The 26711-nt window shown below is 41.4% G+C and carries 26 protein-coding genes; 13 read left to right on the top strand and 13 right to left on the bottom strand.

Translation table 11 applies throughout. The features are described from left to right. Positions 1-6: 6 nt before the first annotated feature. Entirely contained in the window at positions 7-1485 is a 1479-nt protein-coding gene (gene gatA, locus DCO44_RS06090) for an Asp-tRNA(Asn)/Glu-tRNA(Gln) amidotransferase subunit GatA (protein ID WP_116760055.1), read from the top strand. Further along, positions 1485-2951: an Asp-tRNA(Asn)/Glu-tRNA(Gln) amidotransferase subunit GatB gene (gene gatB, locus DCO44_RS06085; RefSeq protein WP_116760053.1), complete on the top strand. Its 1467-nt coding sequence runs from the start codon at positions 1485-1487 to the stop codon at positions 2949-2951. The genes gatA and gatB overlap by 1 nt, the downstream gene beginning before the upstream one ends. A gap of 28 nt (positions 2952-2979) precedes the next feature. Here gatB and DCO44_RS06080 read toward each other — a convergent pair whose 3' ends face one another. Next, entirely contained in the window at positions 2980-4392 is a 1413-nt protein-coding gene (locus tag DCO44_RS06080; protein WP_116760051.1) for a hypothetical protein, read from the bottom strand. A gap of 356 nt (positions 4393-4748) precedes the next feature. Here DCO44_RS06080 and DCO44_RS06075 point away from each other — a divergent pair, with 356 nt between their 5' ends. Then, positions 4749-5219 (top strand): hypothetical protein, encoded by a 471-nt coding sequence (locus DCO44_RS06075; RefSeq protein WP_116760049.1) that lies wholly within the window; start codon positions 4749-4751, stop codon positions 5217-5219. 55 nt (positions 5220-5274) lie between these two features. Here the strand turns inward: DCO44_RS06075 and DCO44_RS06070 are convergent, their stop codons facing one another. Together DCO44_RS06070 and DCO44_RS06065 are read right to left on the bottom strand one after the other, a co-directional pair. Beyond that, the gene (locus DCO44_RS06070; protein WP_116760047.1) at positions 5275-5790 is read right to left on the bottom strand and encodes a hypothetical protein; all 516 of its coding nucleotides are present in this window, start codon (positions 5788-5790) and stop codon (positions 5275-5277) included. Between the two features lie 45 nt (positions 5791-5835). Further along, positions 5836-6756 (bottom strand): LysR family transcriptional regulator, encoded by a 921-nt coding sequence (locus tag DCO44_RS06065; protein ID WP_116760045.1) that lies wholly within the window; start codon positions 6754-6756, stop codon positions 5836-5838. A gap of 114 nt (positions 6757-6870) precedes the next feature. Between DCO44_RS06065 and DCO44_RS06060 the strand changes: the two genes are divergently transcribed. After that, positions 6871-7446, top strand: a complete 576-nt coding sequence (locus DCO44_RS06060; RefSeq protein ID WP_116760043.1) for a chromate transporter — start codon at positions 6871-6873, stop codon at positions 7444-7446. Further along, the gene (locus DCO44_RS06055; RefSeq protein ID WP_116760041.1) at positions 7443-7958 is read left to right on the top strand and encodes a chromate transporter; all 516 of its coding nucleotides are present in this window, start codon (positions 7443-7445) and stop codon (positions 7956-7958) included. Before DCO44_RS06060 ends, DCO44_RS06055 begins: the two co-directional genes overlap by 4 nt. A 112-nt stretch (positions 7959-8070) precedes the next feature. On the opposite strand, the gene DCO44_RS06050 is transcribed toward DCO44_RS06055, so the two are convergent. Then, entirely contained in the window at positions 8071-8553 is a 483-nt protein-coding gene (locus DCO44_RS06050) for a hypothetical protein (protein WP_116760039.1), read from the bottom strand. Positions 8554-8761: 208 nt separating this feature from the next. On the opposite strand from DCO44_RS06050, the gene DCO44_RS06045 reads away from it, so the two are divergent. Next, positions 8762-9340 (top strand): DJ-1/PfpI family protein, encoded by a 579-nt coding sequence (locus tag DCO44_RS06045; RefSeq protein WP_116760037.1) that lies wholly within the window; start codon positions 8762-8764, stop codon positions 9338-9340. Between the two features lie 227 nt (positions 9341-9567). Here the strand turns inward: DCO44_RS06045 and DCO44_RS06040 are convergent, their stop codons facing one another. From DCO44_RS06040 to sbmA, 3 genes are all read right to left on the bottom strand, one after another. Further along, positions 9568-10545, bottom strand: coding sequence for a hypothetical protein (locus tag DCO44_RS06040; protein WP_228157516.1), 978 nt, complete (start codon positions 10543-10545; stop codon positions 9568-9570). 290 nt (positions 10546-10835) lie between these two features. After that, positions 10836-11909 (bottom strand): DUF1176 domain-containing protein, encoded by a 1074-nt coding sequence (locus tag DCO44_RS06035; protein WP_416224521.1) that lies wholly within the window; start codon positions 11907-11909, stop codon positions 10836-10838. A gap of 144 nt (positions 11910-12053) precedes the next feature. Continuing rightward, positions 12054-13247 (bottom strand): peptide antibiotic transporter SbmA, encoded by a 1194-nt coding sequence (sbmA, locus tag DCO44_RS06030; RefSeq protein WP_116760030.1) that lies wholly within the window; start codon positions 13245-13247, stop codon positions 12054-12056. Positions 13248-13716: 469 nt separating this feature from the next. On the opposite strand from sbmA, the gene DCO44_RS06025 reads away from it, so the two are divergent. Together DCO44_RS06025 and DCO44_RS06020 are read left to right on the top strand one after the other, a co-directional pair. Then, positions 13717-13911: a hypothetical protein gene (locus DCO44_RS06025; RefSeq protein ID WP_116760028.1), complete on the top strand. Its 195-nt coding sequence runs from the start codon at positions 13717-13719 to the stop codon at positions 13909-13911. 253 nt (positions 13912-14164) lie between these two features. Continuing rightward, complete coding sequence (locus tag DCO44_RS06020; RefSeq protein WP_116760026.1) at positions 14165-14983, top strand: tetratricopeptide repeat protein; 819 nt, start codon at positions 14165-14167, stop codon at positions 14981-14983. Between the two features lie 75 nt (positions 14984-15058). On the opposite strand, the gene DCO44_RS06015 is transcribed toward DCO44_RS06020, so the two are convergent. Both DCO44_RS06015 and DCO44_RS06010 read right to left on the bottom strand, forming a co-directional pair. After that, complete coding sequence (locus DCO44_RS06015; RefSeq protein WP_116760024.1) at positions 15059-15985, bottom strand: AEC family transporter; 927 nt, start codon at positions 15983-15985, stop codon at positions 15059-15061. Between the two features lie 114 nt (positions 15986-16099). Continuing rightward, positions 16100-17209, bottom strand: a complete 1110-nt coding sequence (locus DCO44_RS06010; protein ID WP_116760023.1) for an NADH:flavin oxidoreductase/NADH oxidase — start codon at positions 17207-17209, stop codon at positions 16100-16102. A gap of 192 nt (positions 17210-17401) precedes the next feature. Between DCO44_RS06010 and mutM the strand changes: the two genes are divergently transcribed. Both mutM and DCO44_RS06000 read left to right on the top strand, forming a co-directional pair. After that, positions 17402-18253, top strand: a complete 852-nt coding sequence (mutM, locus tag DCO44_RS06005) for a bifunctional DNA-formamidopyrimidine glycosylase/DNA-(apurinic or apyrimidinic site) lyase (RefSeq protein ID WP_116760022.1) — start codon at positions 17402-17404, stop codon at positions 18251-18253. After that, complete coding sequence (locus DCO44_RS06000; RefSeq protein WP_116760021.1) at positions 18250-18534, top strand: peptidylprolyl isomerase; 285 nt, start codon at positions 18250-18252, stop codon at positions 18532-18534. The genes mutM and DCO44_RS06000 overlap by 4 nt, the downstream gene beginning before the upstream one ends. A gap of 57 nt (positions 18535-18591) precedes the next feature. Here the strand turns inward: DCO44_RS06000 and DCO44_RS05995 are convergent, their stop codons facing one another. From DCO44_RS05995 to typA, 3 genes are all read right to left on the bottom strand, one after another. Next, positions 18592-18921, bottom strand: a complete 330-nt coding sequence (locus DCO44_RS05995; RefSeq protein WP_116760020.1) for a gamma-glutamylcyclotransferase family protein — start codon at positions 18919-18921, stop codon at positions 18592-18594. 132 nt (positions 18922-19053) lie between these two features. Beyond that, positions 19054-19488 (bottom strand): large conductance mechanosensitive channel protein MscL, encoded by a 435-nt coding sequence (gene mscL / locus DCO44_RS05990; protein WP_116760018.1) that lies wholly within the window; start codon positions 19486-19488, stop codon positions 19054-19056. A 182-nt stretch (positions 19489-19670) separates the two neighbouring features. Further along, on the bottom strand, positions 19671-21500 hold the full coding sequence (gene typA, locus DCO44_RS05985; RefSeq protein ID WP_116760016.1) for a translational GTPase TypA: 1830 nt from the start codon (positions 21498-21500) through the stop codon (positions 19671-19673). 171 nt (positions 21501-21671) lie between these two features. On the opposite strand from typA, the gene DCO44_RS05980 reads away from it, so the two are divergent. The 3 genes from DCO44_RS05980 to DCO44_RS05970 all read left to right on the top strand — a co-directional run bounded on the left by DCO44_RS05980 (position 21672) and on the right by DCO44_RS05970 (position 25608). Further along, the gene (locus tag DCO44_RS05980; RefSeq protein ID WP_116760014.1) at positions 21672-23042 is read left to right on the top strand and encodes a uracil-xanthine permease family protein; all 1371 of its coding nucleotides are present in this window, start codon (positions 21672-21674) and stop codon (positions 23040-23042) included. 67 nt (positions 23043-23109) lie between these two features. Further along, positions 23110-24135, top strand: coding sequence for a class I SAM-dependent methyltransferase (locus DCO44_RS05975; RefSeq protein ID WP_116760012.1), 1026 nt, complete (start codon positions 23110-23112; stop codon positions 24133-24135). Between the two features lie 9 nt (positions 24136-24144). After that, the gene (locus DCO44_RS05970) at positions 24145-25608 is read left to right on the top strand and encodes an amino acid permease (protein WP_116760010.1); all 1464 of its coding nucleotides are present in this window, start codon (positions 24145-24147) and stop codon (positions 25606-25608) included. A gap of 373 nt (positions 25609-25981) precedes the next feature. On the opposite strand, the gene DCO44_RS05965 is transcribed toward DCO44_RS05970, so the two are convergent. Beyond that, positions 25982-26668, bottom strand: coding sequence for a YggS family pyridoxal phosphate-dependent enzyme (locus DCO44_RS05965; protein ID WP_116760008.1), 687 nt, complete (start codon positions 26666-26668; stop codon positions 25982-25984). Between the last annotated feature and the right edge of the window lie 43 nt (positions 26669-26711).

The raw sequence follows: 26711 nt of genomic DNA, 5'->3' as shown, positions 1-26711 counted from the left end.
TTTCTCATGACCGATTTACACCGCTTATCGATTCGTGAACTTGCTGAGGGTTTGGCTCAAGCTCAATTCTCTTCTCGCGAACTGACTGCACATTATTTAAAACGTATTGAAAAAATCGATGCCCAAGTTCAATCCTATGTGACGGTGACGGCTGAACAAGCTTTGGCTCAAGCCGATGCCGCAGATGCTTTACGTCAAGCAGGTCAAGCGACTGCGCTCACAGGTGTACCGATTGCGCACAAAGATATTTTCTGTACTCAAGGCATTCGCACTTCTGCGGGTTCTAAGATGTTGGATAACTTTATCTCTCCTTACGATGCAACAGTGGTTGCCAAAGGTAAAACCGCAGGTCTGGTGACTTTAGGTAAAGTGAACATGGACGAATTTGCCATGGGTTCAACCTCTGAGAACTCCTTCTACGGTGCTACAGCTAACCCTTGGAACTTAGGTCATGTACCAGGTGGTTCTTCAGGTGGTTCTGCGGCAGCCGTTGCAGCGGACCTTGCACCATTTGCGACAGGTACCGATACAGGCGGTTCAATCCGTCAGCCTGCTTCGTTCTGTGGTTTAACGGGTTTAAAACCAACCTATGGTCGTGTATCCCGTTTCGGGATGATTGCTTATGCATCATCACTCGATCAAGGTGGTCCAATGGCACGTTCGGCAGAAGACTGTGCTTACCTCATGAACGTGATGGCAGGTCATGACGCGAAAGACTCAACGTCTATTGAAAAAGACGTTGATGATTATGTGGCAAATCTAAACAGCACAGCGGTTAAAGGCTTACGCATTGGTATTCCTAAACAATACTTTAATGTCGCTGGTTTAGACGCAGCAGTTAAAGCACGTGTTGAAGAGTCATTGAAGAAGTTGGAAGAGATGGGCGCAACACTTGTTGAGATTGATCTCAACATGACTGAAGCTTATGTTCCGACGTATTATTTGATTGCACCTGCGGAAGCATCATCGAACCTCTCTCGTTTTGATGGTGTACGTTACGGCTACCGCTGTGAAAACCCGACGGATATTTTAGACCTGTATAAACGCTCTCGTTCTGAAGGTTTTGGTGCTGAAGTACAACGTCGTATCCTGATTGGAACCTATGCGCTGTCTGCGGGTTACTACGATGCTTACTACGTGAAAGCACAGAAAGTTCGTCGTTTAATTCAGCAAGACTTCTTAAAAGCCTTTGAACAAGTGGATGTGATTGCTGCACCATCTGCACCGACCACCGCTTACCGCATTGGGGCATCGTTAGACCCAGTCGAAATGTATTTGGGCGACATCTACACCATCGCAGTGAACTTGGCAGGTTTACCAGCCATCAACGCTCCTGTTGGCTTCGACCAAGATCAACTCCCTGTTGGTTTACAGTTGATTGGTAACTACTGGTCAGAATCACAATTGTTGTCAATTGTTCATCAATACCAACAAAACACGGACTGGCACACCAAACGTGCAGCAATTGCTGAGGAGAATGCATAATGGCTGAAGCTCAAAAGTTGAAATTGATTGACGGTTGGGAAGTCGTTATCGGGATTGAGATTCACACTCAGCTTGCGACCAAATCTAAAATTTTCTCAGGTTCTTCGACCGAATTTGGTCAAGACCCAAATACACAAGCCAGCCTTGTTGACTTGGCAATGCCGGGTGTACTACCTGTTTTAAATAAACAAGTGGTGGATTTGGCGATTCGTTTTGGTTTGGGTATTGATGCGTACATCGACCAAGCATCTGTGTTTGCCCGTAAAAACTACTTCTATCCAGATTCGCCAAAAGGCTACCAAATTAGCCAGATGGACAACCCGATTGTGGGCTTGGGTCATATCGACATTCAACTTGAAGATGGTACGGTGAAGCGCATTGGCGTAACACGTGCTCACCTAGAGGAAGATGCGGGTAAATCGATCCATGACCAGTTTGAAGGGATGTCAGGTATCGACTTAAACCGTGCAGGTACACCTTTACTTGAAATCGTGTCTGAACCTGACATGCGTTCGGTTGAAGAAGCTGTGGCGTATATCAAGTCGATTCACACTTTAGTACGTTGGTTGGGCATTTCTGACGGTAACATGGCGGAAGGTTCATTCCGCGCCGACTGTAACGTGTCGCTACGTCGTCCGGGCAACGAATTTGGTACACGTTGTGAACTGAAAAACCTCAACTCTTTCCGTTTCATTGAACAAGCGATCAATGTTGAAATTGAACGCCAAATGGAAATTTTGGAAGACGGCGGTAAAATCGACCAAGAAACACGTCTATTCGACCCAGTAAAAATGGAAACGCGTTCAATGCGTTCGAAAGAAGAAGCGAACGATTACCGCTACTTCCCTGACCCAGACTTGTTGCCTGTGATTATTTCAGATGCACAAATTGAAGCAGCACGCGCAACATTACCTGAGTTACCTGCGGCACGTCGTGAGCGTTTCGTGGCGGACTTTGGGGTGACTGAGTACGATGCACACGTTTTAACACTGACTCGTGAAATGTCTGAGTTTTATGAAGCGGTGGTTCAAGCTGCTGGCGGTGCGGCTCAAGGTAAAGTGTCGGCAAACTGGGTGATGGGCGAATTCTCGGGTGCTTTAAATAAAGCAGGCTTAGAGTTAGCGGATTCCACTGTTTCGGCTGAGCAATTGGGTGGTATGATCGCGCGTATTGTGGACAACACCATTAACGGTAAGATTGCGAAGCAAGTGTTTGGCTTTATGTGGGAAGAAGGCAAAACTGCCGATGCCATTATTGCTGAAAAAGGCTTGAAGCAGGAAACTGATACTGGCGCGATTGAAGCGATTATTAAAGACGTGCTTGCAGCCAACGAGAAGATGGTTGAGGAATACAAGTCTGGTAAAGAGAAAGCCTTTAACGGCCTTGTGGGTCAAGTGATGAAAGCTGCTAAAGGCAAAGCTAACCCTGCACAAGTGAATGAATTAATGAAGAAATTGATTGGTTGATCTGATCTAATTTCAAAAGAAAACCCGCTTAAGAGCGGGTTTTTTTATAGGTCGGTGTAAACTCTTCTGCCGTCATTTCAGTAATCTGATTTTTTCCTACTAAGTTATATTTTTCATATTCCGCTAGAACATATTTGGCCTGATTATTATCTTCCTCAGACCAATCAGAAAAATCGATATAACCGAAATCATTACCTTCTTCAAAAAAACTTGTATCTAAAATTGATCCATCTCTTGCAGATGCAAAACCAATCATAACTAGACTCTTAATCTCAGGATGCTTTAATTTTCTAATCACTGCGTATTCATGAAGCATCATTTTTCTAACTTCTCGATATTGCTCCATACTTCCATATTCTACAGCAACTGGTAAGCAGAAAAATAAATATGCTTGTTCTAACCCACTTATTGTAGAAAGTCTTGTGCCTCTTTTATTTTTAAAATCATAATACATACCAACAAATGAATCTCCTAAAATACGCCTTTGAAATCTATTAGCTTGTGCCATATTTCTAATTTTTTCTTCAATTTCATGTATTTCTGTCCAATTATTGTTATCTATAGATGTACCATTTAAAATATGAAAACTAAATGACTCAATTAAGGCATCCCAAACATAACTATTTGTATCTAGTTCTTTTCTTAATTTAAAATCTTCTCGATCAATAAACTTATCAAAAGTGGGGTAATTTAAATTGATAGAATCTTTATTCATTTCTGAATTTGAAAAAATATTCCTTTTTTCTATATTTTCATCATAACTTTCATACCATAAAGTTATTAAATCACCTTCAGCATTTAAACTGACATCTTTATCCGTAAGAAAAAAAATCTCTCTAAGCTTTAAATATTCTATAAAGTCATTCGCTGTATCAAAATGACCTAATGAATCTTGCAATGTTTTCTCTGTAAAGACATGAACAAATGGATTGCTTTGATTAATTAATCCTATTTTAAAGTGCTGATGATCGCTAAGCTCATGATCATTTGTAAATTGCAAACTTGCATAGCCTAGAGCCTTTTCTAATACATTTTCTAAACCATGAGTAACTAAGATGTGATGAAATTTAGCTTGGGAGATATCAAAATTAATTGGGAAAGCTTTAGTACATCCTTTATCTACGAAAAGTCGATTAGGAAATTTTCGTATCCATCTCTCTGCACCTACAGTCTGTGACAATGATTTAGTAATTGCCTTTTTGTACCATCTCTTCCATTCAACCTCTAGGTCTTTTTCAGTATTAAATTCAATTTTTTTATCACTAATTAATAAAATATCATTTCCAAATACAATAATTAAATCACAAATTTCTTTACCGTTTTCTTGATCTCTAAATAAATTTGGCCATGTCCAAAACCTTAGAAAAGATTTAGATCCTAATTCATTTACCAATTTTTCACTTTCGGTAAAGCTTGTTTCTCGATTTATATATACTGACATTAAATTCCCATCTATTTTTGTAAATATTATTTAATATATCATTAAGTTATAAGTCTATGATTTTAAAAACAACATGACTATCAAAAAAGTGCCCTCTGTCATAAAACTCAAAGACTTAGGACGTATCCAACTTTGTAAATCATTTTTTATGCGTGATTTCTAAATCCCTCTAAATCTCCCTTTGGGAAAGGGAGACTTTGTCATGTGATTAATTTGATACGCGAAGTTCCCTCTCCTTTTAGGAGAGGGCTAGGGAGAGGTAAAAACACAACTTAGCTAATTCCCCAAAATCCGCTAAAATCTCCAAAAAATTTTATTACTTCATCCATAACGAACTTAAAAACTTTAGGACAACAATGAAACTATCTATTATTACGTTGGCTACGCTTACACTTTTAAGCACAACCACCTTTGCAGAAACCAAACCCAATGTTCTTACCAAAGAAGCTAGCCAAATCTTTAAAGCTGCTGGCTTCAAAAAGACAAAGTATGGTTGGGAAGGCAACTGTGATATAGGTGAAATCACCACATATAAAGATTTAAATGGTGATGGGCTAAAAGATGCCATCATTTCAGATGCCGACTCTATATGTTATGGTCGAGAAATGGTTGGTTACCACATCATCTCCCTTCAAAAAAATGGAGCATGGAAACTAATCTTCGAAAATAGAGGTACTCCAACTTTCCTAGAAACCAAAGGTAAAGATGGTTGGCCTGATATTATGAATAATGGTTCTGGCTTTTGCTTCGCCGTTTTCCGCTGGGATGGTCAAGAATACAAAGTTAATCGTTATGAAATTGAAGGGAAAGCATGTTCATTACGATAAATTAAGGCGCAATAAAACATAAAATCCCTCATCAAGAGGGATTTTATATAATTTATTAACGTACCACACCCAACTTATTCCAAATATCAGGCGTCAAAAACGTCGTCACCATCTTATTCAAATCGACATAACGCAACAAACCATTCAACTGCTGCTTTACTTCGGTATTCTTTACAATTTCCTCGCCCGTAATCTGCCCCAACTGCTGAAAACTTTCCCCAACCGCTTGTATGCCCTCTGCCTGAATCACGGCTTTGGTTTGTGCCGAACATTGCTCGACTAAAATGCGCTGCAACACCTGCGCCACGTTTTTATCCAATGCGGTTTTCTGATCTTCTGTGACCTGACTGTACTGCTTTAAATCGGGATGCGTCGATAACGCCATAAAGGTCCACTGTAACACGGCGGTTTTATCGGTAGCCGTCGTCGATTTCACCAAACAGTCACTCAGTTGATCGACCGTCGTACTCGCCATAGTCATCTGCGTTGCACCCAAAACCGTGGCTGCCAACAACACCGCACGACCAAGACCCGACCATTTCCCCTGAGTTTTCACAAGCTGAACAGACATCTGCTGAATTCCAATAACTGATTGGCTTCTTTGTAGCACAGGACTTTAGCGTTGGTTGTTATGACTCTGTATCTCATGGTGCTGTCTACCCAACAATTGCAACACATGCTGTAAACGTACATTTTCAGGATTGTCCTTATACACTGCATAAATTGGGGCAATACATGGTGGCTCTGCCTTTAACGACTTATACACAATCTGTTTGTTCCAAAAATCTCGAATGGCTTCGGGCACAATGGATAAACCAATACCTGCCGCAATCAAGTTTAAACTGGAGGTTAACCGTGGGGCTTCTTGGACAATTTTGGGACTAAACCCCGCCTGATAACAACTTGCCATAATATTGTCGAATAAGTCTTGCCCTGCTAAACGGCGATACAATACAAAATCGTAAGGCTCTAAAGCTAACAATTGGATTGCATCTGGCTGTTCTGCCAATGGATGATTATTCGGCATCGCCACAATCAATGGCTCATCCAATACAGGCAAGCTATTTAGCCCCAAACCAATCGGTGCGGGTTTGCGTAAAAATACAATATCGTTTTTATCATTGCTGATGGAATCAATCAGTGAGTTACTGCCATCTTCTTCCAGATGAATCGACACCGCAGGAAAAGCTTCACGGAAGCTCCGCAGCAAGGCAGGTAAAAAAGGATGTAACCCAACCGAATTGGTAAAGCCAATATTCAATTGCCCTTCCAAACCTTGGGTAATGTTCTTCACGCGCTGTGGAATCGCCTGTGCATGCGCCAATATGGTTAGTGCTTCCTGATACAACACTTTCCCTGCTTCAGTTGCCTCTACGCCACGCGGTAAACGCTTCAGTAGTTGCACATTCAATTCATCTTCCAGACCTTTAATGATGCGGGTCAAAGGTGGCTGCTGCATATTTAAACGAACGGCTGCACGTGAAATATTGCTTTCTTCTACCACTGCCACAAAGGCATTGAGCTTGTGTATATCCATCTTCCACCTTCTAAATTAAACATACTTTTTAGGTATGGATTACACCATAAATAGCATTTTTCATTATAACGCAACAGGCGCATACTTTTGACATTAGAACAAGTGAGGCCAGCAATGAAAACTGAAGTCATGACATTGGAGCAAGACATTCATCCCAATAATCAGGAATTATTTATGGGGTTTATGAAACTTGGTCTGATGGGGTTTGGTGGAGTACTGCCACTGGCACACCGTATGATTGTGGATGATCGTAAATGGCTGAGCATTGAGGAATTCACACATTTATTGGGCGTGTGTCAACTGCTCCCCGGTGGCAATATCATCAATATGTCAGTCGCAATTGGCTATCAATTTCAAGGAATTAAAGGTGCAATTAGTGCTGCGGTGGGTTTGATCTCGGCACCCACTTTAATTGTAATTATACTGTATGAACTGTACGCCCAATTTCAATCCATTCCCGCAGTTAAACACATGCTTCAAGGTTTGGCAGCGGCAGCCGCAGGTTTGTTGTTTGCGATGGGATTAAAAATGCTACGTCCCATTATAAAACGTTATTTAACTTGGTTGACCATCAGCATGACTTTTCTATTTATGCTGGTCATCAAAATTCCCTTGCTGCTGACTTTGCTGATTTTAGTTACCCTTAACATCACAGTTTTAAGCCTGAATAAAGGAGCAAAAAACGCATGATTCTGATTGCTTTAGCCATCGTTTTTACTCAGCTTTCGTTACTGGCTTTTGGCGGTGGTAATGCCATTTTGCCTGAAATACAACATCAAGTGGTCGAAGTGCATCACTGGTTAACTGCCACAGAATTTAGCACCATGTTTGCGATGGCACAGGCAGCGCCCGGCCCTAATATGATGATTGTTCCGTTGGTGGGTTGGCATGTAGCAGGCCCCGCTGGACTCTTGGTCACCTCATTTGCCCAATTTGGGCCTTCATCCGTGATTACGGTATTCGCACTCAAATTCTGGAATCAGTTTAAAGACCATCCTCTACGCGAACGCTTTGAAAAAGCCTTAAAACCCATTACGGTAGGCTTGGTGTTGGTCAGTGCGTGGATTATTGCCGATGCTTCGGCACAAAATAGTTTACTGATGGCCATCATTGCAATTACGACAGTGATGAGCCTATTTAAGAAAGTACATCCTCTTTGGGTCATGCTCTTTGGTGCAACCGCAGGCGCTTGTTTTCTATAAAAATACCATCAAGGTAAATAAACCCGCATTGTGCGGGTTTCATCATTTTTCTAATTAGATACGGAGTGAATCCAACTCACCGAGTGGCATCTACTGTCGGATAAAACATGATTTAATATTGCGCTAAATCTCGCTCCCGACAAGACAGCTCATAATATTCAGCTTGCGGACGTCTTTTTAGAATATGACTATAATAATCCGTATTATCGTTTGCTATAAGGCCTAAAGTACACTGATTCTTTTTGGCAAATTGTTGCAGTGCGGCTAAATCCGCAGTTTTACTTAATATAGCCCCCCAACCTTCACTGACACAACAGCCGACATACTGTGACATATATTCATCCGACACCGCGACCACACTTTGCCCCATAAACTTAAGCGGTTTTTTAATGCGAAATACATCGTTGTAGTCATAACGGGAAACTTCAGGTTTCTTGGCAATAAAGCCACCCGCTTGTAAAACTTTAAACGTCGGAAAATCTTGTTTCGTAGTCCCCATCCCCCGATAGCTGGTCATGTCCGCAGCCATAGCCATTGAAGAAAAACTGATTGCGACCCATAACAAACTTTTTGAAACCCCGTGCTTCACACTCATCTTTATTATCCTTTGTTATTGCTATACGACAGACCCGCATTTTAATGCAGCTCAGGTCTAAAACAACTGATGATCACCATAATATTGGATGTCTTTTATTTTCCATCCCCCTACTGGTAATTCATTACGACTAAAGACAATAAAGCCAGACTTAAACTGATCATCGGGCTATGCTATGGTGAAACATAACAACACAGAGAGAAAAATCATGCCTAAACAGATTCTCATGCTGGTCGGTGACTATGCCGAAGATTACGAAACTATGGTGCCTTTTCAATTTTTGACAGGACTGGGTTATACCGTACATGCGGTCTGTCCAGACAAAAAATCGGGGGACAGTATTGCCACGGCAATTCATGACTTTGAAGGGGAACAAACCTATAGCGAAAAGCGTGGACACAACTTTGCCATTAATCATGATTTTGATGCAGTGAATACCACAGACTATATTGGCTTGGTGATTCCGGGAGGCCGCGCGCCTGAGTACTTACGCATGAATGCCCGTGTCATTGAAATTGTGCAAGAATTCGACACTTCGAAAAAACCGATTGCTGCGGTATGTCACGGTGCACAAATTCTGGCTGCGGCCAATGTACTGCAAGGCCGAACCTGTTCCGCCTATCCTGCTTGTGCAGCAGAAGTGAAACTGGCAGGTGGTCACTATGCCGATATTGCCGTAACAGAAGCGGTGACAGATGGACATTTGGTCACAGCACCTGCTTGGCCTGCACACCCTGCTTGGTTAGCGCAATATGTAAAAGCACTCGGTGCAACTATTCAGATTTAAGACATTTTATCTTAAACAATGATCGTTGCGTTCCAGACCACATGTTGGGAACGCAACCCATAGATGAGCTATTTCATCACGGGCGATTGATGATGTATGGTCGATGATTTGTTGCAATACCAATAAAAATAGCCCCCTTGATTTTGTAATAAGGTATGCGTTTTCAATTGGGTCTGCTGCTGACTGCCCCAATTCCATTGATCCACTTTAACTGACCGTTAAACGACTTATCGTCCCTGTTTCAACATGCGCTTAGCACCTGCATGGTTATAGTTGCTAGCAAGATTTTGCAGAATTTTATCGGCTTGTCCTTTCGGGTTAGAAAAACGAGTGCTGTATGCAGGCACACTGGTCAAACAACGTGCAACGAGCATGCCTGAATCTGTGTATACATTTGCATTGGTTCCTGCCAATTTTCCATAGTTATACGCACGTTGGGCATTGTTACAGGCATTTAACTTATTGGTCCCTTTGCTTAAATCACGACGAGCAGTGACATAAGCTTTAAGCTGCTGCTGTTGCGGTGTTTCAACTGCTGGGGCAGTTACAGTTTGCGTTGTTTCTACTACAGTAGGTTTACTTTCTTTCTTTTTCTCTGCTTCTTTTTTATTGTCAGACTCTTTGGCTATTTCGGTTTTGCTATTTTTTGTCGTTGTAGTGCTCTTCGCTGTTTTTTTCTCTGTCGAGTTTGATGCTACATTTTTATACCATTGCTTGGCTTCATCCGCACTCAGCATCCGGGTTTGTAAACTCACAGCACGCGCTGCAAGACGACTTTCCAACTTTCCTTCTGCGGTAGGTTCAATCGAAACAATCCAACGCTCATTGGGTAATACACATTCATAAGCACCGATACCTTGCTTCACATTACTGTTTCCCGTCAGGCGCTTTTTCTGTGTCTGATCTTTGACTAAATACAAATTACTTTTATACAGCAAGGCAAATTTGCCACCTTTAGCATGACAATAACTGCCTAAATACTTACGTGGATATAACGCTTGAGTTTCAGTGCTTTTTTGTTGTTGTCCCCAATCATAAACATATTCTTTCGCATCACCATTCGCAGCATTCAATTTTTTCTGGTCAATTAACGCTTGTGGTGTAGCATATTTATTGATGGAATCGGTACTGAAATTACCGATGTGGTTACATCCCTGTAAAGTCATTCCCATCGCCCCAATGAAAATAAATTGTTTTACATTCACGTCGTCGTTCTCAATAATTATTTTATTATTTAAAAATATCGCAAATTACATAAAATAACAAACGATAGGTCACTGATTTTATTCTTCATTTTTATTTTTTACTGAAAACTAGATCAAGCAAACTATATTTAATGTTAAACAATTTCTACTTTTCAATTTTTCGTTGTATCAATTAACACAATTTTCTTAAATAGGCTCTACAGGAATGCACTCTAATAAAATATTGTTTTATATCAATTGGATAAAAACCAGATAACCCACCCTAGTTTCAATACATGATCATCAGCCAACTACTTCAGCACTGCCTCAATTTTATCTAACTCCCACACGCCTCCTGCGGCTAAACCTTTACACATGCCTGTCCAACGATCGACCGTTTGCACAAACTGTTGACCATTCCACACCCATTCTGCAATAGCCCAACAGTCGCCAATGCCTCGTCCTTTTTGCCCACTATAAATATGCCCCTCCGAAAAATCTGACGCAGTTTCGGTAATAAAAGTTGCAGGACCTTTAAGTGAAGTATCTAATACCCACATGCCATAACCTTCATTATAGGCGGCACGCCAGCACAGCGTTGTGGCCAATACCTTTTGTCCACTCAGTTTATACAGTTGAATTGGTTGTGGTTCCTGTCCATCACCTGTATATATCCCTTCACAAAAACCTTCAGCAACATCTTCCGTTTTAGGCTGCGATGACATCAACGTTTTATACAATGCCTGATAGTGTGCTTGAGTTGGTGCTAAAGTCCGATAAGGTTGATTTGCGGTCTTCACTGGTTTCACCACGAATTTTGGAGCAGCCGCTAAAACTCCAGCTTCACTGTTGCGTCCCTTTTTAATCAAAGCGCCGACAGTATTTATCCGTTTTTGGAAATCATCCATTTTTAACAGTGTCGCAGTCATGCCCTTATCAGAGATTTGCCAATGTACGTTCTGATTTTTGAATTCAATTTTGACATTTTGAGCTGCAACTTCTAATAAAGCATTCACTTGCAACTTAGACAGCGTCCCCATCAAAGGAAGCTCATTGCCCTCCACACTCACCACCCCTAAGTCCTGACCATTCACAAAAAAATGAATATTGCGAACCTTAGACACAGGCAATTCTTCTTCTTCAAAACTCGCTAAAGCAAATTCTGCCTTTACCGTTTGCTTCACCCCTGCGTGACGCGTCAAAAGTATTGATGCAGGTTCTGATTGACTGAGATCATCATTTTGGTAACCCGCCGCACGGCATGTACCTGTATTACTACAATAAAGCTCCCAATCTTCATGAGAAAAGGACATCCCTTGAATGTCTTGTGCTAACACACTCGCACTAACCGCAGTTAAACACGTTACAGAAATAAAATAAGTGATACATTTCATCAGGAATATACTGCTATTTATTGTCATCATTATTTTTAGTTTAACGCTTTTCATATTTTTGAACAGAATTACCTTATTTGCCAAAATAAAAAAACCTGCAAAATGCAGGCTCTTTTCAATCGATAAACAGTTCGATTATTCATCCAAAATCGATTCAAAGGCTTTCAAACGCTTATAAATGGACAACAGTTCAATAATGGTTTTCCAAGACATAATTAAATATTGGAAAGATTCACGAACTTTATCAAAAACATTCCCAATCTGATTGACCAAACCTAAGGTCATTTTTCCTGCTGCAATGGACGGAAATAGCACCACTAAGCTATATAAAATATCAAGTTGTCGGTACCACGTTGCCACCAAGTTGAAATAGGCATAATGAAAATACAGACGGAAATAGTTTTTGCGTACGCGACTAAAAAGTTCAGCTAAGGTTGCAGGCTGCGCACGATCTACATGATCTTCTCCATATACCAATTCTTTACGATATGCTGCTTCCACTCTCTGATTATTAAATTCCAAACCTGGCAGCTTATTCCCCACTACCATCAATAATACGGTACCAAAAATTGCCCAAATAATAGATGCCCAGACCAGTGAATGCTCAACTTCTCCCACTATCGGTAATACGGGCACATGTTTGGACAGATCAAATAAAATAGGCAAGAAAGCGACCAAAATCATAATCGCTTTAATCAGCTCGACCCCCAAATCTTCCATAATGGTGGCAAAACGCATGGTGTCTTCCTGCACACGCTGTGATGCCCCTTCAACTTGGCGTAGTTTTTCCCAACGTTCTGTATAGTATTCGTTCATCGCTGTACGCCAGCGGAATACATAGTGACTGGTAAAGAAAGCATTAATCACAGCAAAAGTCACTGCGACCATCGCAATGTAGAGAAAGGTTAAGGTGCCCATATATAGGTCTTTAATATTACCGCCTTTGCCCAACATATTTTGGATTAAGTCCCAAAATGGACCATACCAAGCATTGATTGCAACACTGACCTGTACGCCAAACCAAATGTTAAACAAAATAAAGGCAGAACCCCAAATCGACCAACGTTGCCATTTATTGTCGGAAAAAAACTTCCAGAACAAAGCAAATAATGCAGTTGAAATAAAGAACCAGACATAAAACCATAAAAATGAAGGTGACCAAAAGCGACTCACGCCTACAGGTAACTCAGCATTGGTATATCCCTGTGGCCATCCAATGGCACTCCCCCATGTATTTCCTCCTGTGTACCACAACGTCATATTAAGTACTGACCAGATCAACACCGAAATAAAAAACCATTTGGGATTTGGAAAAAATGATTTAAACATTGAACCCGAAAATCCTTGAATTGTTTGAATGGATATCCTTGGAATACTAATCCTAATTTTGTAATTTCTGGTACGAACTTTTGCAGATATTTGTACTTTTTTCTTTTGTAATCATTTATTTATGCAAATAATTCTCATTTGCGCAATCTTTTTGTGGATCAATCGCATACTTTTTTATCCATTAGGGTTTCACATTCCAACACTGACCTTTCGTCCATAACGATTGATTCTTTTACATAATGATTATATTGGTAATCAATCAGCCTCCCTATATCTTGCTTATAGATTGGCTATTACTAAAAAAGCAGCAAGATGTGAAATAGAGTTTCGATTTTTATCAAGATCGATAGAATTTTTTCATCGTTATTCCATGAATTTTTTTGTATTTCAGACGTAGGGCAATCTATGTCTGAAAGGAATAATGTTAGACTGTTGCCATAAAATTAACTAAATTGATGAGGAGAATAATATGGAATCATTTGTCATCGAACTGATTAAACCAATTACCCTAGAAAAAGAAAATCACACCGCGAAAGTCTTCGAAGAAGGCACGATTCTTAAAGTCTTATTGAAAACACCGAATTCTTTATTGGTAAGCGATGATAGCAAATTTAGTTTTACTGTAGATTTAGATGGCGAAAATATCATTTGGTGTAAACTTTAAGATTCCACTCAGCCTGTCAAGATACATGAATTGTCATATTCACCACCCCATATCGGGTATATGGCGTGGTTACGTTCACAAGCTCTAATTGAGTGAATTTAAACACTGATGAATATTGGCAAATCAATAACAATAATTTTAAGCAAAACACAATTGCTATATTTACATTCGGTCAATTCAACTTATTATATATTTGTTTCTCTACCCGACACACAGATGGAATTGTGTGAATGCCCTACAAGGTTTTTAAAAGATGAAAAAAATAATTCTTGCTAGTTTAATCGCGATGTCCACACAATTCGCATTTGCCGAAAGCAAACCTGCCACAGCAGATCCCGCTTTTACTGAAGTCGAAGCCATGGTCAAAGCCAATAATATGACGGGTGCCTATCAGGCATTGGAAAAACTTGGCAAGGCAGGCAATGCTCAAGCCCTTTACAATTTAGGTTATTTAACCCAAATGGGGCAAGGCACAACCAAAAATGAAAAGAAAGCCATTCAGCTTTACGAGCAATCTGCCAGTAAAGGTTACCCCGTTGCGGACTATGTACTTGGCAAAAATTATTTAGCAGGTACTTTGGGTTTAAAACAAGATACAGCGAAAGCAAAACAGTATTTTGAAAAAGCCTCTGCTAAAGGTTTTAGCGATGCAACAGTTGATCTGGCGGTGTTACTTTTTTCTGAAAATAACCCAGCCTCGGACAAACTGGCATTACAAAAGCTTGATCCTTTAATCAAAAAAGGGAATTTCCAAGCCCTTCACGCTAAAGCCTTGTATGACATTAGCACTGGATTCAAAAACAAAGATGAAGCTCCGATTAAGCAAGGTTTAGCCAGCATTCAAAGCTTGGCACAGAAAGGTTATATTCCTGCATTAATGGCAGTAGGTAATATGTTTACCAATGGCAATATCGTGCCGCAAAATCTGCCTGAAGCGAAAAAAATCTTCGTGGCACTTGCCAAAGAAAATGTACCACAAGCACAAGAATCGTTAGTCGTGGTTGAAAAAATGATGGCTGAACAGGCGAAAGTATCAACCGCATCATCCACTAAAGCTGCGAAAAAAAGCTAATTTATCCTGATTACTTGCTCATATAAAATGCCCATCTAAAGATGGGCATTTTTTTGGCTAGAAAGTACGGCACTTCTATCCCCACCACAATGCAATTAGCCCACTCACAACCCCAAAACCCAGTACCGTACTGAGCATTAAAGGCGTGAGTGCTTTTTCATTCAAACCATAAGTCTGCCCAAATATGCCAAATGCGATGGGCATCGGCAATGCCGCCAATAAAGTTCCTGCATACAACATTTCCTGACTGACATTCGGCAGTACGGAAAACAGAAGAAAAATGGTCAATGGCATTAGAATAATTTTAAAGAAAACCAAAACAAGGCTTTGTATATCAACAGCTTTAAGACCTATACCCACCAAACTCCCACCAATCACAAACAACGCCAGTGGCGATGCCGTCTTCCCCAACATTGCTAGAATCTGATCGATGGCAGCGGGCAATTTTAGCCCCAATAACACACAGCTCATCCCTAAAATAATGGCGAAAATGACGGGGTTTTTCAGCAGATTAACCAACGTTGGAAGGGCAACCTGTTTAAAACTGCCCTGCTGCTGTAGTCCTGCCTCAGCAATCATTAACACCAAAGCCACAATCAGCAGATTTTCAATAATCAATGTCAGAGAAATATAAATTGCCGCATGTTGACCAATCAGCATGGTCAAAATTGCAGTACCAATAAATCCTGTATTTGACATCGATGCCCCCATCGCCATAACAGCCGAAGCAGTTAAGCGATGCTGGAAATAATGCCGATATAAAACAAAGGCACAAACAAACAGCAGTAATGAGCCACCACCATACGCAATGAAATAACTCGGGTGCCAAATCTCATTTAGATTACGACTGGCTAAGGCATGTAATAAAAATGCAGGTAATGCGATCTTGATCACGAAGGCACTGAGCGCTTTAATCTGTTCAGACAGGATTAAGCCACCTTTGACACAGGCAAACCCAAGCAATACCAACAATATAATCGGCAAAATAATACTTAAGACCACATGTGTACTCCATACCAACGCTTTTTCAAAATGCCTCCTTGCTATGCTTTAGCATGCAATCATCACGGTATGATTGCGGGAAGGTTCTACGCCAACAATGAATTCAGCCTTGGTTTATTCCGAAAATGGCTTGAATAATTGCTTCACGCCATGCGGCTGACAACGCAGATATTGTGGTGCAATTTCCAGAGTTTCACCCAATTCTGCTGCAGCATGCCAAGGCCAACGCGGGTCGTACAACATTGCACGTGCTAAGCCTATAGCATCGGCTTGCTCTTGTTGCAACACCTGTTCTGCTTGTTGAGCTTCCGTAATCAACCCCACTGCAATCACTGGAATATCAATGGCTTGTTTTACAGCTTGCGCAAACGGAACTTGATAATTCGCACCAATCTGAATCGCCTGCTCTACATGTAAACCCCCACTGGAAACATGAATATAGGCAGCCCCCAATTGTTGCAGGCGTTTCGACAATTCAACCGATTCCTCAACCGTCCAACCGCCATCAAACCAATCTTGGGCCGAAAGACGCACACCAATTGGGTAGCCTTGAGGTACAACATCAAGCATGGCTTGAAAAGTTTCTAAGGTCATCCGAATGCGATTTTCAAACTCGCCACCATATTCATCTTGACGCTGATTCGCCAGTGGTGACATAAATTGATGCAATAAATAACCATGCGCTGCATGTAACTCAATTAAATCAAATCCTGCATCAACAGCACGAATGGCAGCTTGGGCAAAATCTTGCTGAACCTGCTTCAGCTCAGCCGTCGATAATGCATGTGGAGGAATATCTTTCGGATTAAATGTCACCTCACTGGCAGAAACGGTTTGCCAACCATGTTGTTCTGTTGGAGTAAATTGTCCTCTGCCTAACCAAGGCTTATCCGTAGATGCTTTACGCCCTGCATGCGCCAATTGAATCGCAAAAGGCATTGGAGAGATTGAACGTACTTTCTTCAATAACTGCTGCATTTGATCGCGTTGTCGATCATTCCACAATCCTAAATCGGCAAAACTGATTCGTCCTTCAGGTTGCACTGCTGTTGCTTCAATAATACATAAGCCCGCACCCGATAAGGCATAGTTACCCCATTGTTGCTCATGCCAATAACTCAACTCACCTTGATCGTTGGCTGAATATTGGCACATTGGCGCAATTACGATGCGATTTTTGACAGAGAGTGAACCATACTGAATGGGCTGAAATAAGCGTGACATGCGATGCCTCATCATTCTAATTTTCGTGACTTATCACGTTATACAGATTATGCCGAGGCTGCAAATACTCTTTTCATCTATTGTTGAAGTCCCATCCTCAAAAGAAAGCGATCAGATTTTGAAAAGGCTTGCATTCCCGCCTATTCAGCCCGATATTAGCCTTGTTGTCTTAGAACCGTCATTTTGAAGCTTATGCCTGAATTACCTGAAGTTGAAACCACCAAAACCAGCCTGCTCCCGCTGATTGGGCAAAATATTCAATCCGTTACAGTCTTTGAGCCACGTTTACGCTGGCCGATACCTGATGATTTGCACCGCTTACAAGGACAAAAACTACTCAAACTCACGCGTCGCTCTAAGTATATTTTGGCGGAATTTGAACAAGATCGGATGCTTTGGCATTTAGGTATGTCAGGAAGTTTTAGATTGTGTGAAACACATGAAGAAAAACGCAAACACGATCATTTAATTCTTCAATTTGATGACATTCAATTGCGCTATCACGACCCGCGTCGCTTTGGTTGCATTCTTTGGTGGGATGCAGAAACTGAAGCAAAACTGCTTGCCCCTTTAGGACCTGAACCTCTCAGCGAAGCATTTAATGCAGATTATTTAAGCCAAAAACTGAAAAACAAACAGGTCGGCATAAAAATTGCACTCATGGATAATCATGTGGTGGTGGGTGTAGGCAACATCTATGCCACTGAAAGCCTATTCAATTTAGGCATACATCCAGCACAAATGGCCTCAAGTTTATCTATGCAGCAAATTGAAAAACTGGTGCAGGAAACCAAAAGAATCTTACAGCACGCCATTCAACTGGGCGGATCAACGCTACGAGATTATAGTAACGCAATGGGGGAAAATGGCTACTTTCAACAAACCCTGCTCGCTTATGGTCGTGCTGGTGAAATGTGTGTGAACTGTGAAACAACATTGGAAAATTTAAAACTGGGGCAACGTGCAAGTGTCTTCTGCCCACAATGCCAACCCTTGAAACAGGTAGCTAAAACGACAGCAATCAAGCGAGGTAAGATCAAATGAAAACAGCCATTGTTCGACATATTGTGGTCAAAGATAAAGAGTTAGCTGAGCAGTTAAAAAAGAAAATTTTAGATGGTGCCGATTTTGCCAAAATTGCCAAACAATACTCGACCTGTAATTCGGGTAAGCGTGGTGGTGAACTGGGTGAGGTGAAAAAGGGACAATTGGTGCCCGTTATTGATAAACTGGTCTTTACTGCGGCTGAGCACGTCTTGCATGGTCCAGTGAAAAGTCAATTTGGCTTTCATTTGGTTGAAATAAAATTCCGTATGGCATTCTAAAATGATCCCGCAAAGCAGCGCCTATATGATTTTAGGCACTGCCCTTTTGATAGCGGTTTAAGCCGCTTTCATTGCATATATCCAAGCATCCGTTCGTTCGCCCGATTCCAATTCAACTTGAACCGTGACCCGTTGATACTGCATGCCTTCAAAGGCATCTAACGAAGCCCAATGTTCAATCAATTTGTCTGTACTAAAAAAATAACCTTCTACTTTCGGGGCTGCTTGGTCGAGTACAATTGCGGGCAATCCTTGGTCTGGCCCCCAATCCAAAATGTGTACCACACCATTTACATAGCCTTTTTGCCATGTACCGCCAATGCCTTCTAAAATATGCGCATTTTCCTGATTTGGGCGTAAGGTTCCGTAGACAAACAATCGATTCATCGGATCTTCATCTTTTAGTTAAAAATCAGCGCGCATCTTAATCGGAAAAATGTACAAAAACTAGCCCTTTAATGTGCAATTAATGACATAAAAAACGGCACTTGAAAGTGCCGTTTATAAAATATAAATCGATTAAGATTTATTTTTTAATTCATCACGTATTTCACGTAGCAATTGAATATCTTCAGGTGTTGCTGCTGGTTCTGGTGCTGCTTCTTCTTGCTTACGACGCATACGGTTAATCATTTTCACCATTAAAAACACCACCCATGCCAAGATGATGAAGTTAATTAAAATGGTAAGGAAGTTACCATAAGTCAGGACATTTACCCCTGCTTTGGTCAACTCATCTAAGGATTGTAGGTTATTCGGATTATCGCCCAAAACAAAGAATTTTTGCGTGAAATCCACACCACCACCTGTGATGACAGTAATCAGCGGCATGATAATGTCTTTTACCAATGAATCAACAATCTTACCAAATGCCCCACCGATGATCACACCGACAGCCAAATCAATCATGTTGCCTTTTACCGCAAATTCGCGAAACTCTTGAACAATGCTCATTGAAATCTCCAGTTATTTTTTGACTTTAATTTATGTGATGAAGTATACATTATTGAAATCTATATATTTCCATCTAATTTACTTGGTTTTGTAAATTTTCTACAACGCTTTGTTGAACAACTTATACAAAAAAAACCGCTGATCAAAATCAGCGGTTTTTTTCATCCGAAGATAAGAATAACTTATTTGTTACGCTTACGTTCGTTTTCAGTCAACCAGCGCTTACGGATACGGATTGACTTAGGTGTTACTTCAACTAATTCATCATCTTCAATGAACTCAAGCGCTTGTTCAAGTGTGTATTCAACAGCAGGAACAAGAGTCAACGCATCATCAGTACCAGAAGCACGTACGTTAGTTAACTGTTTCGCTTTAGTTGGGTTAACCACCATATCGTCTGAACGTGAGTTAATCCCAACGATCATACCTTCGTAAACTTCTAACTGTGGCTTAGCGAATAGACGACCACGGTCTTGTAAGCTGAACAGTGCATAGCCAAGGCAAGTACCTTGAACCATAGAAATCAACACACCATTTTGACGCTTCGCAACAGTACCTTGTTTCATCGGACCGTAGTGAGAGAAGCTTGAAGTCATGATTCCTGTACCAGAAGTCATGGTCAAGAATTCTGAACGGAAACCAATTAAGCCACGTGAAGGCACAGTTGCTTCAATACGGATACGGCCTTTACCGTCAACTTCCATATTGGTCATTTCACCTTTACGGCTACCCATTTGTTCCATTACAGAACCTTGGTGCTGTTCTTCAACGTCAAAAGTTACGTTTTCGTATGGTTCTTGTTTTTCACCGTCAATTTCTTTGATGATTACTTGTGGGCGAGATACGCCCATTTCGAAACCTTCGCGACGCATGTTTTCAATTAAAACTGAAAGGTGAAGTTCACCACGGCCAGATACTTTGAAACGGTCTGGACTGTCAGTATCTTCTACACGTAATGCTACGTTGTGAATTAATTCGCGGTCTAAACGTTCACGGATGTTACGTGAAGTAACGAATTTACCTTCTTTACCTGCAAACGGTGAGTTGTTTACTTGGAAAGTCATGGTCACTGTAGGTTCATCTACAGACAATGGTGGTAAAGCTTCAACATTTTTCGGATCACAAATGGTGTCAGAAATATGAAGTTCATCAATACCTGTGATACATACGATATCGCCTGCTTGAGCAGAGTCAACATCAACACGCTCTAGACCGTGGTAACCCATAATTTTTAAGATACGGCCGTTACGCGTCTTACCGTCTTTATCAATGACAGTTACAGGTGTATTCAAACCAATTGAACCACGTTGAATACGACCCACACCGATAACACCTACGAAGCTGTTATAGTCAAGTGAAGAGATCTGCATTTGGAATGGACCATCAGCATCAACTGCTGGTGGTTCAACAATGTCAACGATTGTTTGGAATAACGGGGTCATGTCGTCAGCCAATTCTTCCGGAGAAGGACCAGCAACACCACGTAAGCCAGATGCATAAACAACTGGGAAGTCGAGCTGTTCATCAGTCGCACCCAAGTTATCAAATAAATCAAATACTTGGTCGATTACCCAGTCACAACGTGCGCTTGGTTTGTCAACTTTGTTGATAATTACGATTGGTTTCAAACCACGCGCGAACGCTTTTTGCGTTACAAAGCGAGTTTGTGGCATTGGACCTTCTTGTGAGTCAACCAATAACAATACACAGTCAACCATCGACATTACACGTTCAACTTCACCACCGAAGTCTGCGTGTCCCGGGGTGTCGACGATGTTAATACGATACTCAGTATTCGTACGAGCATCAGTCCATTTAATTGCAGTGTTCTTTGCAAGAATGGTAATACCACGTTCACTTTCGATAGCGCCCGAATCCATGACACGCTCAATCTCACCTGCGCGATCACCGAGAGCACCTGATTGTTGAAGTAATTTATCGACAAGTGTGGTTTTACCGTGGTCGACGTGGGCAATAATTGCAATATTGCGGAGATTTTTGATATCTGACATAGAATTCGATAAGTCTAAAACTTGAGGGCAAATTATACAGAAAAATAATAGATTTTAGTAGTGACAGTTTATTGACAAGCTCATTTTTTTTCACAAGTGGTCGGCATTTTGTTTTGTAAAGCCGTGTAACTCGATTAGAATAGCGCCATCTTGGCCCACAGCTTTTGGCTTATGTCTCATCAGAATCAATCTCCCCATTCGCAAGATCAGCTTGACTTGGTCTATGGTTTAAATGACCGTCCAAAGCCGCTGATTGCTTTCCTCGCTGCCTTTCAGCACTTACTTGCCATTATTGTTCCGATTGTTACGCCGGGCTTACTCATCTGCTTAGCTTTAGGCGTATCCCAAAAAGATACCAACATGATTTTATCCATGTCTTTGGTTATTTCTGGCATAGCAACCTTCTTACAATGTAAAAAAGTGGGTCCTTTTGGCGCAGGTTTACTGATTGTCCAAGGCACAAGTTTTAACTTTATTGGCCCAATTATTGGAATTGGGTCTGCCATGGTTGCTGCAGGCACACCTGTAGAATCAGTTATGGCGGCAATTTTTGGCGTGGTGATTGCAGGTTCATTCATTGAGATGGGCGTTTCGCGTATTTTGCCTTGGGTCAAAATGCTCATTACCCCATTGGTCACAGGCATTGTGGTGCTGTTGATTGGTCTGACTTTAATTAAGGAAGGCTTAATCAGCATGGGCGGTGGCTATCAAGCCATGTCAAACAATACCTTTGCCAATGCAGACAACTTAATCATGTCGTGTACAGTGCTGGCACTGATCATTATATTGAACCGTATTCATATTACTTGGGTCAAAAGTTCAGCCATTTTAATCGCATTGATTGTCGGCTATGTGCTGGCAGCCTTTATGGGACATCTCGATTTTTCAGGTCTAAAAGATGCTCCTTTGGTACAAATACCCACACCAATGCACTTTGGAATTGGCTTCTCTTGGAGCTTGTTTATTCCTATGGCTTTTATTTATCTGGTCACATCTTTAGAAGCGATTGGTGATATTACTGCAACCTCTAAGCTTTCCAACCAACCAGTCGATGGTGCAACATGGATGGAACGCATTAAAGGCGGCGTATTGGTCAATGGGGCAAACTCATTCCTCGCAGGTATTTTCAATACCTTCCCTAGCTCGGTGTTTGCGCAAAACAATGGTGTGATTCAACTTACTGGCGTTGCGAGCCGCTACGTCGGTATCTGGATTGCCGCATTGTTGGTCATTTTGGGTTTACTTCCTGCGGTTGCAGGCGTGATTCAAGCCGTTCCTCAAGCCGTGTTAGGCGGTGCTGTCATGGTCATGTTTGGTGCTGTAGCAGCATCAGGCATTAATATTCTTGCAGGAGTACATCTAGACCGTCGCGCCCTGCTCATTATTGCGATTTCACTCGCATTAGGTCTAGGCGTTGCTCAAGTACCACAAATTTTAGAGCACCTGCCTGAATTGTTCCGTAACATTTTTAGTTCAGGTGTTGCAACAGGTGGTATTGCCGCACTGGTTTTAAATATTGTGCTTCCTGAAACGAAGAAATAAGTTTTCATTTCTGTATGCACCTTGCCCAGCATTGTCTGGGCATCGTTTTTACTATGGAGTAAATAAGATGGATCCACGAAGTGAAGTTATTCTTCGTCAGCAAACATTTCTTTCTGGTTCAGTTCTGTTGGTCAATGCACCGTGTGATGAATTAAGTTCAGAACTGGCAGGGACAGTTGAAACCCATTTTTGGACTTGGAATTTTAACGAATTACAATATTTTCAAGCCCAACAAAGCCCTGTACATTTTGGCACCGATTTGCCAGAGACAGGTTTTGATCAGGCAATCGTCTTTGTCCCAAAATCAAAAGAACTACTCAACTACGTCCTATACCAACTGGTCGGTCGTATGGCCGTAGGTTCTTCCATCTTTTTAGTTGGTGAAAAAAAAGGTGGAGTGGAACGTGCAGCAAAGCAACTGCAACCTTTTGGCAAAAGCCTCAAATTAGACAGCGCTCGACATTGTCAAATGTGGCAATTGGTCACCGAAAAGACCGTAACCGCAAAACCTTTGGCCGATTGGGCACAACATTACACGGTACCAACCCCTAAAGGTGAATTACAGATTTGTGCATTACCCGGTGTGTTTAGCCAAAACCGCCTAGACGTGGGTACCGCCGTGTTATTACCTCACCTTTCACAGGTCACCTCTGGCAAAATTGCAGACTTTGGCTGTGGTGCTGGTGTAATCAGCGCCTATTTAGCCAAATTGAATCCGAAAAACCGCATTTTTTCTTTAGATGTCGATGCCTTTGCACTCGCCTCTACCAAAATGACCTTTGAAAGAAATAATCTTTTACCAGAACAACTTGAGATTAAAGCAGTCCGTGGAATTGAGGATGCACCCCTCTTTTTGCACGCAATCGTCAGTAATCCCCCATTCCATCAAGGCATTCATACAGATTACAATGCCAGCGAAAATTTATGCAAAACTTCCCGCCGTCATCTGAAATCAGATGGTGAATTGTGGATTGTTGCCAATCGCTTTTTGAATTACCCATTACTTATTGAGCAAAGTTTTGGTCAATGTACAACCAAAGCCGATCAACAAGGCTTTAAAGTGCTGTTTGCTAGCGCACAAAAGAAATCTTAAGGAACAACGATGAGCGAAACGACTCAACCAGCTCAACTCAAGCGTAAGCTTGGAGCTCGTCATCTGAATATGATCGCCATTGGTGGTTCTATTGGTACAGGTTTATTCTTGGCCTCAGGTGCAACCATTGCAAATGCTGGTCCAGGCGGTGCATTGTTAGCCTACTGCTTAATTGGTGTGATGATTTACTTTCTCATGACCAGCCTAGGTGAACTTGCGACCCATAACCCAACTTCAGGTGCCTTTTTCACTTACGGCACCAAGTATGTTGAAGGCGGCTTTGGTTTTGCCCTCGGCTGGAACTATTGGTACAACTGGGCCATTACGGTTGCATTTGAATTGGTTGCTGTCCAATTTATTATGAAATTCTGGTTCCCAGATATACCTGGTTTCTACTGGAGTGCCCTGTTCTTAGCTGTTGTCTTCGGGATCAATGCCCTCACAGTGAAAGGCTTTGGTGAAAGCGAGTTCTTCTTCTCATTGGTTAAAGTCTTTGCCATTATTGTGTTTATCATCATTGGTATCTTCATGATTGCTAAAATCATGATGACGCCTGGTGTCACAACATTCGCGAACTGGTCCAAAGGTGAAGCACCCTTTGTTGGTGGTCTAACTGCACTGATTGGTGTAGCCATGATTGCAGGATTCTCGTTCCAAGGTACAGAAATGGTTGGGGTTGCAGCAGGTGAATCTAAAGACCCGCAAAAAACCATTCCGATTGCCATCAAGCAAATCTTTTGGCGTATCTTGTTATTTTATGTGGTGTGTATTTTTATTATCGGTACACTCATTTCCTATGATGATCCATTGCTTCTACAAGCTGCTTCATCTGAAAATATTGCGCTTTCTCCTTTTACCTTACTCTATGAAAAAGCAGGTTTTGCTTTTGCTGCGAGTGCAATGAATGCTGTGATTTTAACTGCGATTCTTTCAGCAGGTAACTCGGGCATGTATACCTCAACCCGTATGCTGTTTAACATGGCACAGAATGGCAGTGCGCCTAAAGTCTTTGGCAAACTCGACCCACGTGGCGTGCCAATGAATGCACTGTTTGCAACCACAGCAATTGCTGCACTCTGCTTCTTAACCACCTTTATTGGTGAAGAGCAAGTATTTAACTGGCTACTGAATATGTCAGGCATGTGCGGTTTTATTGTTTGGTTAGGGATTGCGGTTTCACACTATCGCTTCCGTAAAGGCTATATTACTCAAGGACATAAGATTGAAGATTTAGCTTATCGTGCAAAATTCTTCCCTTTTGCGCCATGGTTTGCTTTTATTCTCTGCTCAATTGTGGTTCTAGGTCAGAATTACCAAGCGGTACTTGCGGGTGAGTGGTTATCAGTTTTATCCACCTATATTGGGATTTTCTTATTCTTGGTGATTTGGCTCGGTTATAAATGGAAATACAAAACCAAGTTGATTTCTTATCAAGAAATGGATGTTAGCCCGATGAAGATAGAGCGAGAATAATTTCCTCTTAAAAAACAGCCTTCGGGCTGTTTTTTACTTCTTAAATTTACCATTAAAAATTAACTATATACAAAATAAAGCTTACATAATCGCAGTCGAAGCAGATGAGTTCTGGAGTTTTCCAATCAGATAATCAATATACAAAACCGTATATTTTAAACTAAAAAGCCCCGACTTCCTGTCGAGGCTTTATTAGATTCTTGCTGCGGTATAACTCCTGTCGTACCGTTTTGCATCCGTTCTACACTATTATTGTTATTGTAAAGAAACATCCTGTTCCTGATAAATCCATCATATAAATAAATCATTAGGATTGCGAGACGCTATAAGGATCAAATGCTGTCAGCCAAAACCTACAAAAAACCACCGACATCTATTTCGAATAATCTCGCGCACCAAATAATGCCGTCCCAATCCGTACCATCGTCGAACCTGCCGCAATCGCAGCCTCCAAATCTGCTGACATGCCCATACTTAAAGTATCCCAATCTTCAGGATGTGCATGGAGTGTTTTCACCTGATTAAACAGCGTTTTGGCATCCCATAATGCCGCTGTATTATGCGGTGCAGGAATGACCATGATGCCACGAAGTCTTAAATGCGGAAGTTGGCTCAGCTTTTGTACCAACTCTGCAACTTCTTCTGGCTGACAGCCATCTTTACTGTCCTGCCCATCAATATTGACTTGCAAGCAAATATTCAAAGGTGGCTGAGTTGCTAAACGTTGACTCGATAAACGCTCAGCAATAATTAAACGATCTACCCCATGCACCCAAGCAAATTTTTCCGCCAGATGCTTGGTCTTGTTACGCTGCACATGCCCAATAAAATGCCACTCAATCTCCAGATCAGCCAAAGTCTCAATTTTTTCAAGGGCTTCTTGTAAGTAGTTTTCACCAAACTCACGCTGTCCTGTTGCATACATCTCACGCAATGCTTCACTTGGATGAGTTTTCGATACTGCAAGCAATTGCACAGTTTCTGCCTGACGTCCTGCCTGTTGACACGCAGCCTCAATTTGCCCTAAAACTTGATTTCGCGACTCTTTCAAACTATTCATTGACGATATTCTCATTTCATTCATCTTTTTTTACGTTCAAGCA

It is taken from the genome of Acinetobacter sp. AM (genome assembly GCF_003105055.1).
In the GTDB taxonomy this organism is placed as follows: domain Bacteria; phylum Pseudomonadota; class Gammaproteobacteria; order Pseudomonadales; family Moraxellaceae; genus Acinetobacter; species Acinetobacter tibetensis.
This window is presented reverse-complemented; position numbering and strand designations above follow the sequence as displayed.